Source organism: Thalassolituus sp. (assembly GCF_034111725.1).
In the GTDB taxonomy this organism is placed as follows: Bacteria; Pseudomonadota; Gammaproteobacteria; order Pseudomonadales; family Oceanobacteraceae; genus Thalassolituus.
This window is the reverse complement of the sequence record NZ_JAWUWR010000047.1, coordinates 51,169-68,417: the sequence shown is the minus strand read 5'-3', so window position 1 is coordinate 68,417 and position 17,249 is coordinate 51,169. Positions and strand designations below refer to the sequence as shown.

At 45.8% G+C, this 17,249-nt stretch carries 18 protein-coding genes; 8 read left to right on the top strand and 10 right to left on the bottom strand.

Features of this window, described 5'->3' with window-relative positions; genetic code table 11:
• Positions 1 to 59: 59 nt before the first annotated feature.
• The 6 genes from UXZ23_RS07385 to UXZ23_RS07360 form a co-directional block, all read right to left on the bottom strand.
• On the bottom strand, positions 60 to 656 hold the full coding sequence (locus UXZ23_RS07385) for a hypothetical protein (protein ID WP_320819970.1): 597 nt from the start codon (positions 654 to 656) through the stop codon (positions 60 to 62).
• Between the two features lie 210 nt (positions 657 to 866).
• Entirely contained in the window at positions 867 to 1,127 is a 261-nt protein-coding gene (locus UXZ23_RS07380; protein WP_320819969.1) for a hypothetical protein, read from the bottom strand.
• A gap of 470 nt (positions 1,128 to 1,597) precedes the next feature.
• On the bottom strand, positions 1,598 to 2,047 hold the full coding sequence (locus tag UXZ23_RS07375) for a hypothetical protein (RefSeq protein WP_320819968.1): 450 nt from the start codon (positions 2,045 to 2,047) through the stop codon (positions 1,598 to 1,600).
• Between the two features lie 268 nt (positions 2,048 to 2,315).
• The gene (locus UXZ23_RS07370; RefSeq protein WP_015488413.1) at positions 2,316 to 2,762 is read right to left on the bottom strand and encodes a helix-turn-helix domain-containing protein; all 447 of its coding nucleotides are present in this window, start codon (positions 2,760 to 2,762) and stop codon (positions 2,316 to 2,318) included.
• 2 nt (positions 2,763 to 2,764) lie between these two features.
• Complete coding sequence (locus tag UXZ23_RS07365; protein WP_015488412.1) at positions 2,765 to 3,085, bottom strand: DUF4258 domain-containing protein; 321 nt, start codon at positions 3,083 to 3,085, stop codon at positions 2,765 to 2,767.
• 101 nt (positions 3,086 to 3,186) lie between these two features.
• Positions 3,187 to 3,381 (bottom strand): CPXCG motif-containing cysteine-rich protein, encoded by a 195-nt coding sequence (locus UXZ23_RS07360; RefSeq protein WP_320819967.1) that lies wholly within the window; start codon positions 3,379 to 3,381, stop codon positions 3,187 to 3,189.
• 143 nt (positions 3,382 to 3,524) lie between these two features.
• Here UXZ23_RS07360 and UXZ23_RS07355 point away from each other — a divergent pair, with 143 nt between their 5' ends.
• Entirely contained in the window at positions 3,525 to 3,989 is a 465-nt protein-coding gene (locus UXZ23_RS07355) for a FecR family protein (RefSeq protein ID WP_320819966.1), read from the top strand.
• Here the strand turns inward: UXZ23_RS07355 and UXZ23_RS07350 are convergent.
• Together UXZ23_RS07350 and UXZ23_RS07345 are read right to left on the bottom strand one after the other, a co-directional pair.
• Positions 3,979 to 4,644, bottom strand: coding sequence for a replication protein P (locus UXZ23_RS07350; RefSeq protein ID WP_320819965.1), 666 nt, complete (start codon positions 4,642 to 4,644; stop codon positions 3,979 to 3,981). The two genes, UXZ23_RS07355 and UXZ23_RS07350, sit on opposite strands and share 11 nt — an antisense overlap.
• The gene (locus UXZ23_RS07345; RefSeq protein WP_320819964.1) at positions 4,565 to 5,758 is read right to left on the bottom strand and encodes a DnaT-like ssDNA-binding domain-containing protein; all 1,194 of its coding nucleotides are present in this window, start codon (positions 5,756 to 5,758) and stop codon (positions 4,565 to 4,567) included. The genes UXZ23_RS07350 and UXZ23_RS07345 overlap by 80 nt, the downstream gene beginning before the upstream one ends.
• A 104-nt stretch (positions 5,759 to 5,862) precedes the next feature.
• Between UXZ23_RS07345 and alr the strand changes: the two genes are divergently transcribed.
• The 7 genes from alr (at position 5,863) to UXZ23_RS07310 (ending at position 14,686) form a co-directional block, all read left to right on the top strand.
• Positions 5,863 to 6,933: an alanine racemase gene (gene alr, locus UXZ23_RS07340; RefSeq protein ID WP_320819963.1), complete on the top strand. Its 1,071-nt coding sequence runs from the start codon at positions 5,863 to 5,865 to the stop codon at positions 6,931 to 6,933.
• A gap of 51 nt (positions 6,934 to 6,984) precedes the next feature.
• Complete coding sequence (locus UXZ23_RS07335; protein WP_320819962.1) at positions 6,985 to 7,368, top strand: MmcQ/YjbR family DNA-binding protein; 384 nt, start codon at positions 6,985 to 6,987, stop codon at positions 7,366 to 7,368.
• A 255-nt stretch (positions 7,369 to 7,623) separates the two neighbouring features.
• Positions 7,624 to 8,736 (top strand): efflux RND transporter periplasmic adaptor subunit, encoded by a 1,113-nt coding sequence (locus UXZ23_RS07330; protein ID WP_320819961.1) that lies wholly within the window; start codon positions 7,624 to 7,626, stop codon positions 8,734 to 8,736.
• A gap of 2 nt (positions 8,737 to 8,738) precedes the next feature.
• Positions 8,739 to 11,816 (top strand): efflux RND transporter permease subunit, encoded by a 3,078-nt coding sequence (locus UXZ23_RS07325; protein WP_320819960.1) that lies wholly within the window; start codon positions 8,739 to 8,741, stop codon positions 11,814 to 11,816.
• A gap of 241 nt (positions 11,817 to 12,057) precedes the next feature.
• Positions 12,058 to 13,065, top strand: coding sequence for an NADPH-dependent aldehyde reductase Ahr (gene ahr / locus UXZ23_RS07320; protein ID WP_320819959.1), 1,008 nt, complete (start codon positions 12,058 to 12,060; stop codon positions 13,063 to 13,065).
• 80 nt (positions 13,066 to 13,145) lie between these two features.
• Entirely contained in the window at positions 13,146 to 13,994 is an 849-nt protein-coding gene (locus UXZ23_RS07315; protein ID WP_320819958.1) for a patatin family protein, read from the top strand.
• A gap of 152 nt (positions 13,995 to 14,146) precedes the next feature.
• Positions 14,147 to 14,686 carry a PepSY-associated TM helix domain-containing protein gene (locus tag UXZ23_RS07310; RefSeq protein ID WP_320819957.1) on the top strand — a complete coding sequence of 180 codons (540 nt, stop codon included), beginning with the start codon at positions 14,147 to 14,149 and terminating at the stop codon, positions 14,684 to 14,686.
• A gap of 60 nt (positions 14,687 to 14,746) precedes the next feature.
• On the opposite strand, the gene UXZ23_RS07305 is transcribed toward UXZ23_RS07310, so the two are convergent.
• Positions 14,747 to 16,096 (bottom strand): 8-oxoguanine deaminase, encoded by a 1,350-nt coding sequence (locus tag UXZ23_RS07305; RefSeq protein ID WP_320820042.1) that lies wholly within the window; start codon positions 16,094 to 16,096, stop codon positions 14,747 to 14,749.
• Positions 16,097 to 16,229: 133 nt separating this feature from the next.
• Positions 16,230 to 17,234, bottom strand: coding sequence for a 3',5'-cyclic-nucleotide phosphodiesterase (locus tag UXZ23_RS07300; protein ID WP_320819956.1), 1,005 nt, complete (start codon positions 17,232 to 17,234; stop codon positions 16,230 to 16,232).
• Positions 17,235 to 17,249: the final 15 nt, after the last annotated feature.

Below are 17,249 nucleotides of genomic sequence, written 5' to 3'. Positions count from 1 at the left end.
AGTGAAGTGCCTTGAGTGGAACTATATGCAGGGTGTGTGGGACTGACTGCTAGCCCCTCCTATTTTGCAAGCATATTTTCAGTTCTTAAATAGGCCCTGATTAGTTTCTCGTAATTGTTTTTGACATCATCAAGTTTTTTAAAGGCTTCTTCTAAAGGTGCTCTTCCCTGAAGGTCGCTTTGTGATGTATATTTTTTAGCCGCTGCGTTAAATTCGTTAAAACAATTTATGGACTTTTCATGACACTCTAATAGATCTTTTGGCAAAATAAAACGCACTTTACCTTCAATAGAATTCCACTTTATCTGAAATTTTTCTAGCTCCTCAAAATAGGACTCTTGCGTATTTAAATCATCCCCATCAGGAAACCGGATAATATCAGCTTCAGCAGTCAGTTGGCAGGTTCGATAGTGAGAGTAGTAGATATCGTAATATTCAAGAATTTGATTCAAATGATTACCATAGGATGTTTTGGAGAAACTTAATTCATGTTCGATACTTTTTAGCTTTTCCTCAATCACTCCTCTTTCTAATTGCAATATGCGCCGTGCCCACAGGCTTCCTAGCCACGATGCAAGTCCAAAGATTACTGTTGCACCTATGCCAAGTGTCGATATAGTTGTAATTAAAATCTGTTTGAAAAATACTATATCCATGGAATTCACTAAATTAGGTTTTAATGGTTTGCTAATTGACGAGCATTAGAGCGTTTATTTGAGAGCGCTTAGGCGGCGGAATTATCTAGCGGGCACATCGCCTTATTATGTTTCACTGCGACTCAATTGTTTCTAACCAAGCGGTCATCATAGAGCTAGTATTACTCAAAACGGGTGCGAGTGTCGTAGACACAGTAGTGGTACATTTTGTTAATTTCTAATGTAGCGTTCAATATCAGTACATAGTGTTTTGGATTGATTCTGAGCCTCTTCTAGAGAAGAGACATACGTATAGAGGTATTCTTTATGTTTTGTACGAAAAAGTACTGCAATATATTCGTCAGCCCCCTCAGTTTCACCCTCAACTTCTCTAAACGAGACCTCTATTATTTCTACTGGCTTCACAAGATATTGAACTGAAATTTTCTCGGATTTTAACTCTCTACCTTCAACCCATTGCTTTCTATTCATATCAATAAACTCTATATGAATTCATGATGAAAACTAACAACTAATCTGACAGTCATTACAATAATGCCTGATTGATCCGGAACGTCAATGCCGATGGTATTTAAAATACGAGATAAGGAGCAAAATGCGAAGCAAGTCCCATGATGCCAAAGCCGAGAAAGGAACTCATCTCACTAGTGCATAACCATACATTGCTGTATTTCGCGCGGTGTAAGGCGCGCATGATTATGCGGAGTAGACAACGAAGGAGTAATTTGAACAGAGTCACTGCGGGATCGAATATCTATTACGGGAGTGTACTAGCTAAGCTCTCGTCATAAGAATAATTGACGCTAGTCAAAGGACAAAGGAACGAACCCTATGACAACTTATCGCTTATTAAATAACGTTAATGAGTTTCACGAAGCCTTGGTCGACTTTCGGGAGATGCGTAAGCAGAGGGTTAGGGGTCAAGGGTTCGAGACCCTCCGTCACCGATGAGTACTAGTTTGGGTATTCACTAGGACATTTAGCATTATTAGAAAAATCACTTTCATTTTCGAAAAAAAAACATGAATATTGTCAATAAGCCAATGACCATTAAGTAAAATATACTTCAGGCTAAAAATTAAAGGGAAACGTTCTTCGTCATATCCGTTTATAGTCAGGCAGCTCCCAATCTCATCCACTTTTTCATGGTGGCTACTGATATTAGTCATATAATTTTTGAATAGTAACTGGTTTACTGCATCTGGATTGGTCTGGTAATTTGTGCCGAGTAGATTAGGACTAAAGAAGTTCTCAGCCATTTCAACGATATTATTCTTATTTGCGACTTCCTGATATTGTGAATACTCTCGATACAGTACCGAAGAATTATGAACAGTTGCACAGCTCGTTATAAGTAGAGAAAAAAGGATGCTTGCAATGATGATTTTCATACTCAATGCCCCATGATTTTCTCATCCAAGTTGAGGTAGATGCTAACGACCAGCTATAGCATCATAATTTTTTTGGCCGCTATCATCGGTATAGTTTATGGCCAATTCGGGGGAGAGCTAATGAGGTGAAAGTCCTCTATAGGAAGGTCACCATCCTTAGCGATTTATTTCGTTATTAAATGTTAACTATTAGCGAATGGCAAGGGCTTGGCTGGGAGCGGCTAAGGCTACTGTTCACGCAATTCAACCAACACAAATGAGGCTCCGCCTACGCGGCGCTACTTTCGCTTAGCCAACCGGTAGCGGTTTCCTCTAGTTGCAAAGTGAGTTCGCGATTTTTTCTATCTAGCTGGGCTAAGCGTTGCAGCAGGTTGGAAATTGGTCCTTCGCCGATGCTTTCCATGTACAAGTCACGAATGGCTTTATCGGCCAGCACTAGAATTTTAGTCTCGCCTTTTTCCCACTTGGCGACCATTTGATCCGTTCGATCGAGCAACATGCCAAGTGCTTTTTGTGAAAGATCTAACTCTCCACGTAAAAAGCGAAACTCTTGTGGTGTTAAAGCTGCTTCTTTATTGGCTATACCTTTGCCAATGGCTTTGTGTAGGCCGTCAATATCATGGATGGCAATGGATTTGCCCGATGGCGTATTTTTCTCTTCATAGCCATTTTTCAAGTACACATTGTCTAGACCACATGCTTTATAGTGATACATGGCTAGCCCTCCCAAGTGGTTACAACGAGACAAGTTGAATTTTTACGTTCAACGAGTTTTGCGATGACTGTGATTTTTTCACCGGCGGTGATTCTGCTTAATCTGCAGCGCCAGCCGCGTTCCTTATCGGTACACCATTCTGCATTGCCTTCTTGATCTCCGTCTCTCAATACTCGGAGCACTTGTCGCGTAGTAACGCCGCGCTGCTCCATTCTGTCGAGCGCGTGATCTAAAAACTCCACGAAATGTGTGCTGGAATCGGCAATGCGTTTGATTTCAGCCCTGACTTCGTGAGCTTTGAATTTGGGTAGTTCGATGGCCATGGGTCAGTCCTTTGCTCCAAGCCTGTGGATAGTATAGCTATAATTATTATAGGTAAATGGCTTTTGATAATCTTTACAGATGAGAGGAAGTGACCGTTCTTCTAAACCTCATTCTCATCCTGCACTATAACCATGGCATCGCCGTCGTTATCTATCTGCACTAAAAACCGAATCGGGCGGCAGCACACTTGGCAGTCTTCGATGTAGTCTTGTTCGTCTTCTGAGGTATCGATCAGCACTTCTAGGTTTTCGCCGCAGTAGGGGCAGTAGACGGTGTGGGGTTGTAGTTCGTACATATTTTCCTCGGTGGGTTTGGTCTTTTACTGGGAGGTAGTTGAAGCGGTTTATTCGGTCGATTCTTGTCCTACCCAAAAGTCGCATCGCTCATTGAGCATAGCAGTGGTAGTGTCGAAGCATATTTATGTTTGCAGGTTTGATTATGTCTGCCGCTCTTGGCCCTTCTCGTTCATTGTATGCTGCGCTTACGTTGCTGATTGCTATTCCGTTGTCGGTATTTCTGTTTTTTAGCCCTAAGCAAAGTGAGTCGGCAGCGGCGGTGGATACCATTTCGACGGTGGCGGGGGAGGTTCGTTCCCTTACGATGGCGGGTGGTTCGGAAATTCAGTTGAGTGAGAATACGCAGTTATCGCGGCGCATCAGTGATGATCAGCAACGTTTGCGCTTGGTTGGTGGTGAAGCGACCTTTGTGGTGATGGAAGATCCGCTTCGACCTTTTTGGGTGCAAGCTGGGGATTTTCGTTTGCGTGCGGGTACGAGTGCATTTCGTATGACGCTGCTGGATAAACAATTAACTGTACAGGTGTTAGAAGGATCTGTGCGGGCGCAGTGGGCGGGAGATGCGCAAACGCTCACCGCCGGTGAGCGTATTCAAATTAATCTTTAAGTAAGTCTTGCAGGGCGTGCAGACGCTCTTGTTGTTCTTTGCGTGGCAGGGGCACGCTGCTGTGCTCCGGTAGCGCCTTCGGCAATTCTAGTTCTATCTCTTCGCCTTGTTGTATACGTTGCAGCAATAATTCGTAATTACGCTTAAATACAGGAAAGGCGACCGACTCAGGTTCATTAGCGAGAAAAAACCAATCGCTGGCGCGACCGGCGTAATAAATTGCGGGGTGCGTCCATGAGTATTCGCGCTTAGGGGAGGGGGCTCGGCAAGCTTCCATGTAGGCCGCGTGCGTCGACGGCAAGCCGTGGACGTCGGCAATATCACAGCGCATGAGCACTTCATGTACATTCGGTAAATAGGTACTGTCTTTTACCGTTTTTTCGGCGGCGCGCATAATCACTTGGCCGCTGTAGTCGGCTAATAATTTCGCCCACAAGCGTTTGGCCATGATCATGGTATCAAGGTCAGGAAACGCTTTTAAAAACTGGTTGTGATAATTAAATCGAAACAGTTCAAAAATCTGGTTTATCGCTTCTTTTTGCTCAACAGTCGGCTCATGGGCGATGGCGCCGTTATCACCAGCTTGTATCGTTGAGTCTTTGGATGCTTGCTTCAGCTGTTGTGTAACCCGGTTTAGCAGTTGTTTGCTGTCCATTTGCATCTCCTACAGGCTGAGCCAAACGCTTGCCCCATTGTTGTTTTACGTACTGTAAAAAGCGGCTATTCCAACTGTTATGAACTTGGTTGGAATCACGCCAGTACAGCACAAATTCGGGTACTAAATTTTGGGCAAATTCTTGTGGAATATGACCCATGGCTAAAATATCAAAGCAATCGGCTGCCGGTTGCCAATTATCGACAATGCGGCTGGGCAGAGGCGAATGTTCTACTGCCGATGTGTAGCGCGCCCATTGCTGACGAACGTGCTGGATAAATTTGCTGTTCCAAGTTTTAAAGGCATCACCGCGCTCGCTCCAATACAAAATAAACTCGGCCACGGCGTCTTCAATAAACTGTGGATCAATGCCCGCACGGCCTAAAATCTGGCAGGCATCAGCACTTGGCTGCCAATTTAATGCGATGGGTTTGGCTTCGTCTTGCGCTGGATTAAACGCGGTACGTTCAGGAATGCGCGCATTTTTTTGTGCGTCATTTTGGCTAAATACCCACTGATTTTTCACATGACGGAAAAATCGGGTATTCCAGTCGTTGCGGTTCGCGCCTTGTTCTTGGCCTTGCAATATAAAAGCATCCATTTGCGCCCAGCTAAATGCGCGTGGAACACCATGCTGTTCTAACCGTGCCAGTGTGTCTTCGTTGGGTTGCCACTGGCCATTGAGCGGTTTATGCGGTGTGGTCTGGCCTGGAATGGGTTGCGCAACGTTGGCTGCTTGAACAGTGTTGGCCGCTTGCACTGAGGGCTGAGCGGGTTGCCGTATCGCGATGGTGCTGGTATCCGCTGGAACTTCAGTAACACCTTGGCTGCCAAAGCCAAAAATCAGACCCTCGGCATCGGGAAACATAGGCCCCTGCAAGCTGAGTAACCCTTTGTCGATCAAGCTACGCAGTACGCGGCGAATGGATACATCGTCCCAAAATGGCAGTTGCAGGCGTAAGGTTTGGCAATGTAACCGTGCCCATTGGTTGCTTTGCAAACTGGCGGCGTCATTCAGTATCGTCAGTAATACCGCTTCTTCCAGCCCGATCGTGGCCGCGAGCGTCGCAGACAGGGCAATGGTTTTATCGGTAAATAACGGGTGGCTCGGCATGAATAACTTCCGGGTACTGAATAGGACTGACATAATGACTACGGTCATTACAGGGTTGCTGTGATGGGTCTATTGTACTGATTTTCTGGATTGTTCCCACGCTTATGACACGTCCTGTTCGCGCATTACTCAAATGGTCTAATTTGCGTCACAATTATCGTGTGGCTAAACGCCACGCTGCCGCCTTGGCATATGCCGTGATCAAGGCCAATGGCTATGGTCACGGCTTGGAGGCTTGTGCCAATGCGCTGGCATCCGAAGCGGATGGTTTTGCCGTTGCCTGTGTCGATGAGGGTCTGCGTATCCGTGCTGCGGGGTTCGATCATTCTATTCTTGTTCTGCAGGGTGCCTACAGTGCTGAAGAATGGCAAAAGGCAGCCGATCATGGCTTGCAACTGGTGGTGCATCACGAACAACAGCTACAAGAATGCCAAGGATTAGAGTTTCGTTACCCTGTGCCGGTTTGGCTAAAGATAAACAGTGGTATGAACCGCTTGGGTATTCGTGTGGATGATGCTAATTCGATCATTATTCAAATTGAAGCGAACGATAATTTGCAGCTGGTGCACGTGATGAGTCACTTTGCCACCGCTGACGAAGTCGACGATGCGTTTTTCACTGAGCAGCGTCAGATTATGCTCAAACACGACTGGCCGGTGCCGTTGAGTTTGAGTAACAGTGCAGCGCTGATGCGCGACGTGAGCATTGCCGAAGCCGTGAGTCGCCCTGGGATTATGTTGTATGGCAGTTCGCCATTGGCAGAAAAAACAGCGTCTGAATTGGATTTACGCCCCGTGATGAGTTTGCAGTCGGCGCTCATTAGCACACACGAGGTTGCGGCGGGCGAGGGTGTTGGTTATGGCCATAGCTGGATTGCCGAGCGCGATACCAAGGTTGGTGTAGTCGCCATTGGCTATGGCGACGGTTATCCACGTCATGCGCCTGCGGGTACGCCGGTGAATGTGGCCGGTGTCGAATGCCCGCTGATTGGTCGTGTTTCGATGGATATGATTACCGTTGATATAACGGATGTGCCGGCGGCGCAAATTGGTTCGTCGGTTGAATTATGGGGCGAGCTGGTGGACATTGATCGCGTTGCGGCACTGTGCGGCACCATAGGTTACGAATTATATTGCCAAGTGACGCCGCGGGTACCGCGCATCACCTTACAATAAAGGTGCAGTAAAATTGCACTAAGGCATGATCCGCAATATAGGAAGAGCAAGATGACACTGGATGATCTCCACGCCTATTTGCGGACTAAGCCTGACAGCATTGAAGACTTCCCCTTCGGACCCGAGCCGAGCGTTTATAAAATCGAGGGCAAAATGTTTGCTCTCGTGATTCCAAGCCAAGACGGTTGGCGCATCAATTTAAAATCTCCACCTGATGAAGCGATTCAATTACGCGATGTATTCACCAGCGTTATTCCCGGTTATCACATGAATAAACGTCACTGGAATACGATTAATTTCCCCGGCGATGTGCCTGAGGCTGAATTGCAGCGCCAAATCGATATGTCTTATGCATTGGTGGTTAAGGGCTTACCTAAAGCAGTACGTTTACGATTGGAAACGCGTCATTCTAGTGGTCTGCTGTACCCCAATTAATGTTCAGTTTTTCCGATTAATCCCACATTATTTTTCCGTCTATTTCGCGTTTATCCCCTTTATAATCTCGATGTAGGCTCGTTGTCATCGTTGTGTAATCTCCTCTTCCAAGTTATGCGTGAATATTCATATGTTGTTTGCTCTTGGCTAAATCATATCTTGCGATGCAAGCGTAACAGCGCCACAATTTCTGCTTTATATTATTCGCGCTATTCACGACTTCATTCGGTGGTATAGCGATTCAGGAGATTTCGTATGTCGCTTCGTCGTTGGCTAGTTACCGGGCTCGGATGTGTTGCAGTAACAGCGGGGCTAGCCACCTTTAAAGTATTGGAAATCCAAGGTTTTATTGCCATGGCCGAGGCTTATCCTGAGCATTCAGAAACCGTTGGTGGTGCGGTAACAAAAGCGGCTAAACACCAAGCTTATAGTGAAGTCTTGGGCGAGGTCGTCGCTCCCCAACGCTTAGAGGTACGGAATGAGTTGCCGGGGAAAATTATCAGCATTGGTTACGCGTCGGGTGAAAATGTCGCCAATGGCCAGCTATTAATTGCTTTGGACACGCGCATAGAAAAGGCCCAATTAACTGCTGCGGAAGCGCGCTTCACCTATGCTAAGAGTACTTGGGAACGAAGCCAATCGTTAAAGGATGATAAAAATATTAGTCAGCAAGGTTACGATGAAGCACGAGCCAATTACCTGGCTGCGCAAGCTGAAATAGAAGGCCTAAAAACAACGATTGAGAAAAAAGAAATTCGTGCTCCTTTTGTTGCCCGGACTAGTATTCATAATTTGGAAGTCGGCCAATTTCTTCAACCTAATATGATAGTGACGACGCTTATTGGTATAACGGATTATTTATGGCTGGATTTTTCATTGCCACAAAAAATTCCGCCATTAGATATTGGCACGATTATCACTGCGACAGTGAATCAGCGTGAATATCAAGCCACGGTTATTGCTAAAGAGTCTGAGGTTTCAACAACGTCGAGGCAATTAGGTTATCGAGCACGGGTAAATAATACCGATGGATTATTACAAGTTAATTCCGTTGTTCGTGTTCGTGTACCTTCAGGTCCAGAGATCGAGGCTATTGAAACTGTTGATACGGCCGTTGGTCACGATCGCTTTGGCGCCTATGTTTATGAACTCAAGCCCGATGGTGATGCTTATCGCGCGAATCGTATTGGGATTAATTTACTTAGCAAACAGGATGGTCGCGCTATTATAACCGGGGTTGATGCCGGTACTTTTATTGCTGAAGTTGGCACATTTAAGTTATATCCTGGCCTTAAGGTTTATGTTTCTCCACAAGTATTTAGCGTTGATGACAATGCTAAAACCTCTGCCAGTGCAGAGGGGTACTAATTATGAAATCCAGTCCGATGGATGTGTTTATTCACCGTCCAGTTGTCGCAATAGTATTGTCCTTGATTATTTTACTCGCAGGTTTTGGCGCGACGCGGCAGTTACCAGTGTTGCAATTTCCTCAATTAGAAAGTGCCTCACTTGAAGTTACTACAATATATACCGGCACTTCCGCGGCAATGGTGCAGGGATTTGTAACTGAGCCAATTGAACGCGCGATGGCGAGCGTTCCGGGGGTTGATTATGTCGATTCGCAAACGACTGCGGGTGTGAGTCGTGTTACTGCATGGTTGAAATTAAATCAAGACAGTAATGATGCTTTAGCCGAGTCGACAGCGCGCTTGAGCCAGATTCGTTACGAGTTACCACTAGGTGCAGAAGATCCATCGATATCCGTGCGGCGAGCGGATCGACCTTATGCTGTTTTCTATTTAGATGTTGTTACTAAAGAGCTTGATCGTGCAGTCGCATCGGATTATCTCAGTCGTTACGTTAGCCCTTTGCTGTCATCTATTGAAGGCGTACAGCGTATAACATTGGAAGGCGGACGCAGCCCAGCGATGCGAATTTGGATCGATCCAACAGCGCTAGCAGCATTAAATCTTTCGGCTGAGGATGTTCTAACGGCGTTAAGAACTAATAATATCATTGCCAGTATTGGCAGTAGTGAAAACGCCCGTCAACGAATCAATATTTTGGCAAATACCACATTATCAACGGTAGACGATTTCCAGCAGTTAGTCGTGCATGAAGACAATAATCAATTAGTAAGATTAGGCGATATCGCCCGCGTTGTTATGGGTGAGGAAGAAGGCGAGATCGATGCTCGTTTTTCAAAGCGCGATACGACTTATATTGCTGTTTGGCCATTACCCGGTGCCAATGAAATTGATATTGGCGATGCACTCTACAAAAAACTAGAAGAGATTAACCCAACACTGCCGGCTGACATGCAAATTAATGTTGGTTTTGATGGCACTCTCTATATGCGCGATTCGTTGCAAGAAATCTTCACCACACTGTTAGAGACCATCTTTCTTGTTGGTATTGTGGTTATTGCCATGATGGGCTCGTTTCGAACCGCTTTGGTGCCTTTAGTGACCATACCTATTTCAATACTTGGCGCTATTGCTGCTATATACATGATGGGTTTTTCTCTCAATTTATTAACAGTATTGGCGATAGTCTTGTCGGTGGGGCTGGTTGTCGATGATGCGATTGTTGTAGTAGAAAACGTTGCGCGTTATATGCGCCAAGGTATGTCGAGAACTCAAGCTGCGCTCACCAGTTCGCGTCAATTGCTTCTGCCAATTATTGCCATGACTCTTACTCTTGCGGCTGTCTATGCGCCTATAGGATTTTTAACGGGATTAACAGGCATGCTGTTCCGTGAGTTTGCTTTTACGCTTGCGGTGGCGGTACTTATTTCTGGCGTCGTTGCGGTTACTCTCTCACCTATTATGAGTGCGTATGTATGTGATGAAGGGGGCCAAGAGGGAAAGGTAACTGCTTGGGTAAATACTCAATTTGATTACCTGCAGAGTTGGTATGTTAGATTTTTGGGTGGGGTATTTGTTTGGCGAAGTCAGGTTATCTTCGTTGCCATTTTCATCTCTTTATTATCAATTCCCTTTTATCTTATTGCTCAGAAAGAACTTGCACCTGTAGAAGATCAAAGTTCGATTACTGTGATTATTGAATCACCGCCAGAATCATCTCTAGCCTATACCAATGAACAAATGGATTTGGTTATTGACGAGCTTATGAAGGTTGAGAGCGCTGAGGGTGTTTGGCAAATTCTGCAAGCTGCCGGCGGATTTGGTGGCCTAGAGCTAGGGCCAAATAGCGAGCGCGAAAAAAGTGTCCAAGAAATAGTGCCGCAAATTTATGGTAGCTTGTCTGCTATTGAGCCACTGCGAGTCTTTCCCGTTTTGGATTCTGCTCTCCCCACGGCAGGTCAATTTGATGTTGAATTGGTTGTGCAGGGTGTTGACGATTACAATACGATGCGCGGTTACGTAGACCAATTAATTGGTGCTGGCTTTGCTAGCGGTAAGTTTATGTTTGTTGATAGTGACTTGAAAGTCGATCTATCTCAGGCGGAGCTGCAACTAGATCGTGATCAAATTGCTGAGTTAGGTATGACATTAGATGATGTGAGTCGCCAGTTAGCCGTTTTTATGTCGGGTAATTATGCCAACCGATTTGATGCTAACGGTAAGGCATATCAAGTTATTCCTATGATTGCGAGTGAAGCAAGAGAAGTGACAGATCAGTTACTTCATTTACAAATACGTATTCCAAATGGCGAATTAATTCCCTTGTCGGCTGTTGCCAGTGTGAAGCAGACGGTTGGGCCAAGAGCGCTAGGGAAATTTAATCAACAAAAGTCTTTTCGAATTTATGGTGGCGTTATTCCCGGTACCACTAAAGAAGAAGGGCTATCAGTATTAGAAGACGCCGCTAAGAATATTCTTCCAGCGAGTTATCACCTCGACTATGCGGGAGAGTCCCGTCAAATTAGAAAAGAGGGCAATACCTTAGTGGGGGTCTTATTAATTGCATTGGTTGTTGTTTATCTCGTACTGTCTGTGCAGTTTAATAGTTTCCGCGATCCTCTAGTCGTGTTGCTTGGTAGTGTTCCTCTGGCTTTGGCTGGCGCCTTAATGCTGCCATTCTTAAGCCTAACGAGTATTAATATTTATTCGCAAATTGGCTTGATTACCTTAGTCGGACTCGTTGCTAAAAATGGCATTCTTATTGTTGAATTTGCTAATCATTTGCAGCATGAGGGCTATCGTAAACTAGAGGCGGTTACCGAAGCCGCAGCAACGCGGTTGCGGCCAATATTGATGACAACGGGAGCAACGGTCCTAGGTCATTTTCCTTTGGTATTGGTGACTGGGCCGGGGGCAGAAGCAAGGAATAGTATTGGTATTGTGCTTGTTGGCGGCATGTTAATCGGGACTATTTTTACCTTAGTGGTCTTGCCTGTTATTTATCAGGTATTGGCTGAAGATCATAAGAAAAAACATATAGCGGGTAATGATGAAGAGGTTGAGCAGCCGTCGCTAGTGTAATTACTAGCGCTGTCTTTTGGTGTTGCGTCATTTAGTGACATCTCTTTCGGCAATGATAGCTGTATCGTATTTGCTGTAGCGACTGTTCCACCCATGGCAATCTCTGTTGGCTTGCTAAATAGTCAGTTGCTGGTCTTAATGGAGCTATTCCAACTAGGCTAATTTTTTGGCCTACCTTACTATTTATCAATTGCATGGCGTTCTTGTCGGCATAGGCCGATGTGGCGCATAGGAGATTTCAATGATTAAAGCTTATGCCGCTCTAGAAGCTGGTGGTGAACTGCGTTCGTACGAATATGATCCAGGTCCATTGGGCGCTCATGATGTCGAGATTGCGGTTGATTACTGTGGTATCTGCCATAGCGATTTATCCATGCTGAACAACGAATGGGGTATTACCCAGTATCCTTTCGTGCCGGGTCATGAAGTGGCTGGGCGAGTCAGTGCCGTGGGCGAGCATGTGAAGAAATTCAATGTCGGTGATCGCGTGGGTCTGGGCTGGCATTCTAGTTACTGTTTAGACTGCGGCACCTGCATGGAAGGCGATCACAACCTTTGCCGCAGTGCGCAAGGCACGATTGTGGGTCGTCATGGTGGCTTCGCTGATAAAGTTCGTGCACAAGCTGCCAGTGTTGTTGCTCTTCCTGATGATATTTCCAGCGAAAGTGCTGGGCCACTGTTCTGTGGTGGTATCACGGTTTATAACCCTATGGTGCAATTTGACTTGAAGCCAACGGCTAAAGTCGCGGTGATTGGTATCGGTGGCTTAGGTCATATGGCGGTGCAGTTTTTAAATGCTTGGGGCTGTGAAGTCACGGCGTTTACCTCATCTGAAGCGAAGCGCACAGAAGCGCTTGATCTCGGTGCTCATCACACGCTCGACTCGCGTGATAAAAGCGCGTTAAAAGAAGCCGCAGGTCGCTTTGATTTAATCCTTTCTACGGTTAACGTTACGCTCGATTGGAACGGCTATATCAATACCTTGAAGCCTAAAGGTCGATTGCACTTGCTTGGCGCTGTACTAGAGCCAATGTCGATTAGCGTTATGGCGCTCATGGGCGGTCAGCGTTCCGTGTCTTCATCACCGGTTGGCAGTCCTGCGACGATTGCGCAGATGCTTGAGTTTGCGGCTCGTCACAGCATTGCTCCGCAAGTTGAGGTGTTTGATATTGCCGATGTGAATAAGGCTATTGAGCGCTTAGAAAACGGCAGTCCACGCTATCGTGTTGTGCTGAAAGTCGGCAGTTAATTCGATTGTTGTTATTACTCTAGTGAAAATATGGGTGGGCTGGGAAACTAGGCCCACCTATTGTCGTGGTGTACCCATAGATGAATTCTCCAAGCGCCCTCATTATTGAAGGTGGAGCCATGCGCGGCATTTTTAGTGCGGGCTTGCTCGATGTATTTATTGAAAAGGATTTTTATCCTTTTGATTTTTGCTACGGTGTTTCCGCCGGTGCATCTAATGCTGCTGCTTATTTGGGCGGTAAGGTTGGCCGGAACTATACGGTGATCACGGACTACTGCCGTCGGCCCGAATTCAAAAATGTAAGACGCTTTTTAATGGGTGGTCATTTAATTGATATCGACTGGCTTTGGGACGTTACTGAGCGCGACTTAGATATTGGCCTTGATGCCATTGCTGCAAAAAAAACTCAGTTCTTTGTGGTTATGACGGAAGCCGATACTGCCGAAGCGCACTACATTGAGCCAACCTCAGAAGAACTATTTCAAGCGATAAAATGTTCTGCGAATATGCCGATTGCATTTAAAAATCGCGTGAGTTTTCGTGGCCATGATTGGCTAGATGGCGGTGTTGCAGATTCTTTGCCGGTTGCTGAAGCCTACCGTCAAGGTGCACGGAAAATTGTGGTGGTGCGCTCGAATCCGTCTTCTTATCGTAAGCAAGCGTATCGTTTGCGGGCTTTGTTTCCTTACTTGTTAAAGCAGTATCCCGCGGTTGCTCGACGATTGCAGCAGCGCCATGCCGAGTACAATCAAGCCCTCGATTTTATTCGTAACCCTCCAGATGATTGTGAGGTGATTGAAGTCTGCCCACCCGAAAGCTTCGTTGCTGGTCAGTTTACGACCGATCTTGATACCTTAAATGATGCTTATGCGATGGGGAGAGATGAGGGTGACAAATTGATTACATATTGGGCTGAGACATTAGTCTAGCGGTAATCTGAGCGTGTGAGACTAATGACTGATAGCCGTCGTGATTAAATAGATGTAAATCAACAGTTGATTTGCATAATCATGATCTCGTGCATGCAAGTAATACTTAATTAAGAGATAATCAATAATAAATTCATATTGGAGCTAGAATTATGTCACGCAAGTTGTTGGTAACCATACACTTATACTTAGCCGCCTTTTTCGCTCCTATTATCGTCATAATGGCAGCGTCTGGCGGCTTGTATCTATTTGGTGTTAAAGGTGAGATGACCGCTGGTGAGTCAGTCATTGTGCCTGATGCCCAGCTAACAAAAGATAGCGCTGCACTTGATGATCAGGTTCGCACTCTACTCGAGCAGGCCGGTATTGATGCAGACTTCGAATACGTAAAGGTGCGTAGCAATGAAGCACAAACTCGTCCAACCAGTCGCGATTATTACCAAATTAAAAATATAGCGGATGGTGTCGAAATTACCGCTATGTCGCCAGATTTGCAGGCCAGCTTAATGGAACTGCACAAAGGTCATGGTCCTAGCCTATACAAATGGTTAGAGAAGGCTTTTGCCGCCGCCTTAATCTTGATCATGTTATCGGGTTTGTATCTTGGTTTGCAGTCACCCATGCTAAAGCAAAAGACAATGGTTCTGAGTGGTGCTGGTCTTCTTGTTTTTGTAGTGCTTGCTTTACTGTAAATTATTGACGGTATGTTTGATTAAAAGCCGGATCTATTCCGGCTTTTTTGTGGCTGATATCTAAACAGAAAAAAGCGTTTTTGATGCCCGACTGTGGCGTAGCATCAGTTCGGTAATATTCCCCCCCAGCCATTGCTTGTTTTTTACTTTCCAATGTCCTCCTATCATCACTGCATCCGCTTGGCTGGCACCGCATAATACCAAGGCCGCCAGAGGATCGTGAGCGCCGCTAAAACGGGGTTCATCTAATTTAAAGAGCGCTAGATCGGCTCGTTTGCCAACAGCTATTTCGCCGATATCATCGCGTCCTAATACTTGCGCAGAGCCTTTGGTTGCCAGTGTTAATGCATCGGTATGGGTAAACTCATCGGCTTCATAACGCAGACGCTGAATGAGGAGGGCCTGACGAACTTCTTGCATTAAATTGCTGTGGTCGTTGGAGGCGCTGCCATCAACACCTAAGCCCACCGGTGCACCAGCAGCTTTTAGTTCGTTAATTCGACAAATTCCGGATGCCAAAACCATATTTGATGACGGACAGTGGCAAATTCCAGTGTGGGCAGCTCCCAAGCGTTGAATTTCTTCTTCGTTGAAATGTATACCGTGGGCAAGCCAAGTACGATCATGGAGCCAACCAACGGCGTCGAGATAATCTAACGGGCGTTGCCCAAAGCGTTGCAAGCAAAACGCATTTTCGTCTTCGGTTTCGGCCAAATGGGTATGCAACCTAACTTGGTATGTTTCCGCTAATTCGGCACTAGCAACCATAATGTCGGGAGTTACCGAAAACGGTGAACAAGGCGCGAGCGCGACTTCTAACAAGCCACCACTGTCCTGTTGGTGGTATTGGCGAATCAGGCGCTCGCTATCGGCGAGTATGGTTCTTTCTGTTTGTACGACCGACTCAGGGGGCAGGCCACCATCTTTTTGACTTAGACTCATAGAACCGCGAGTTAAGGTCGCACGCATGCCTAGCGCCAATGCCGTACTGGCTTGAATATCAATGGCATTTTCTAAGCACGCGGGAAATAAATAATGATGATCTGCAACGGTTGTGCAGCCGGATAGCAATAGCTCCACCATGGCTAGTTCGGTCGCAACCTGATGTGCATCTGGGGTCAATTTAGCCCAAATCGGATATAAGGTTTGTAGCCAAGGAAATAGCTTTTTATTGAGTGCTGGTGGGCAAGCTCGGGTTAGAGTTTGGTAAAAGTGGTGATGGGTGTTGATCAATCCGGGCAGAACGACATGCTCAGCGGCATCCCATTCTTGATCAATAATATGAGTAGGCTTTTGACCTAATCCGACCAGCTCTTGGATGATGCCGTCGATGATGACGATGCCATTACTGGCGTCTGAGTGGTTAGCGGTGAATATTGCGCGCGGATTACGAATCCAAAGTGTTGTCATACAAGTTCCCATATCCAGAGAATGGGCCATAGATACAACTGTAGCCATGCCCCAACCGTTATTGTGCTGGTACATGGCAGTGACTTGCGTGTTAATCTGCCAAGAATAAGCCGCTAATATAGCACCTCATTTTTTAAAATTCGAGGATATTACCTTGCTCAGGAATGACAAACTTAACACCCAGATCATTTAATGCATTTATCTGAGATTTCATCTCTTTCACGATCTTCATGCCATCAAGGCCCGCATCGGGTTTAATGTGCGTTACCACGATTGTTAGATCTTTTAGCGAGCGTTTGGGATCTTTCGGATTAATAATAGTGGCTAGCTCGTGCAATGAATGCAGCAGCCAGCTGGGCGTCATGTGGCCAAAAAGTAGTTTGTCGGGGCGGCCATTTAGGTAAGACGACTCGATAAAAATTCCATCTAGTTTTTTGCTTTTAATGAGCGGCGCAACCTCGATCCAAAGCTGCTTTAATAGCTCAGAATTTTCGGGTTTGTCATCGCCGGTGTCGCCTAAGTAAAGAGCGTAGTGATTATCAGAATGGATTAAAAATGCCGTTGACGCACCATGCTCAACATGGCTAAGAGGGAAAATTCGAACCGACATTTTGGTGTCTGGAATGGGTAGTTCACGACCATGACTCATATCCCAGTATTCATATTTATTCAGTAGCGGCGCAGTACCTTGGTCAGCGAAGTTAGCGAAAATTCGCCAATTAAAAATATAGTCTTTTAAATCGTTTATGACATTTGTCTGCGCTAAAATTGGTTTTTTGGTATCTTCGGGCGAATTAATGATCATACCTGCGATATGATCAAGGTGAGCATGAGATATTAAATAAGCGTGAATTAAACTGAGTGGATTTTCTAGCGCCGCTTTCTTATCGGTTAAAGCCAACTTATTAAATGCGCCAGATTTTTTAGCGGCGTAAAATCCTTCTCGAATAGTGCCGCCATCAAGGGCAATAAACTTATCACTGCCTTTTGGCGCGATGAGGTAGCACGACATGTTGCCTTCGGCTAGGCCGCCTGAAGTGCCTAATGGCAACACGGTCCAAAACTTCTCTGCAGCTAAGGCTTGTGTGCTTAATCCTAAAGCGCAAAAAAGTACCAAGGTTTTTACCAAATTCAGCATAGGAAGCATCCGTTT